The sequence below is a fragment of the Pseudomonas sp. HMSC076A11 genome, assembly GCF_001810205.1.
Classification (GTDB): Bacteria; Pseudomonadota; Gammaproteobacteria; order Pseudomonadales; family Pseudomonadaceae; genus Pseudomonas; species Pseudomonas aeruginosa.
Map to the genome: position 1 here is coordinate 1 of NZ_KV800273.1, position 422 is coordinate 422.

The following is a 422-nucleotide window of genomic DNA, read 5'->3' on the forward strand; positions in this document are numbered from 1 at the left end:
ATGGTGGGTCGTGTAGGATTCGAACCTACGACCAATTGGTTAAAAGCCAACTGCTCTACCGACTGAGCTAACGACCCAAGTATGAGGTGGTCGGGGTAGAGAGATTCGAACTCCCGACATCCTGCTCCCAAAGCAGGCGCGCTACCGGACTGCGCTATACCCCGATTGGAAGTTGGCTCCGCGACCTGGACTCGAACCAGGGACCCAATGATTAACAGTCATTTGCTCTACCGACTGAGCTATCGCGGAACGTCTTTCTTCCAACCCTGGACGCTTCCGGTGTTGCTGGATTCGCGTCTCAGAGGCGCGCCATTTTACGGATGCACGCGGGCATGTCAACCCTCTGATCCAAAAAGTTTTTCTTCTTTTTCCACGAGCGGCAAAACGGCCCTTCCACTGCATGCGGCAGCGCTCTCACTCCC

At 55.2% G+C, this 422-nt stretch carries 3 tRNA genes; all 3 read right to left on the reverse strand.

Features of this window, described 5'->3' with window-relative positions:
* Window position 1: 1 nt before the first annotated feature.
* Window positions 2-77, reverse strand: a tRNA-Lys gene (locus HMPREF2716_RS04720).
* Between the two features lie 10 nt (window positions 78-87).
* Window positions 88-164: transfer RNA gene (locus HMPREF2716_RS04725), tRNA-Pro, on the reverse strand.
* A 9-nt stretch (window positions 165-173) separates the two neighbouring features.
* A tRNA-Asn gene (locus HMPREF2716_RS04730) sits at window positions 174-249 on the reverse strand.
* Window positions 250-422: the final 173 nt, after the last annotated feature.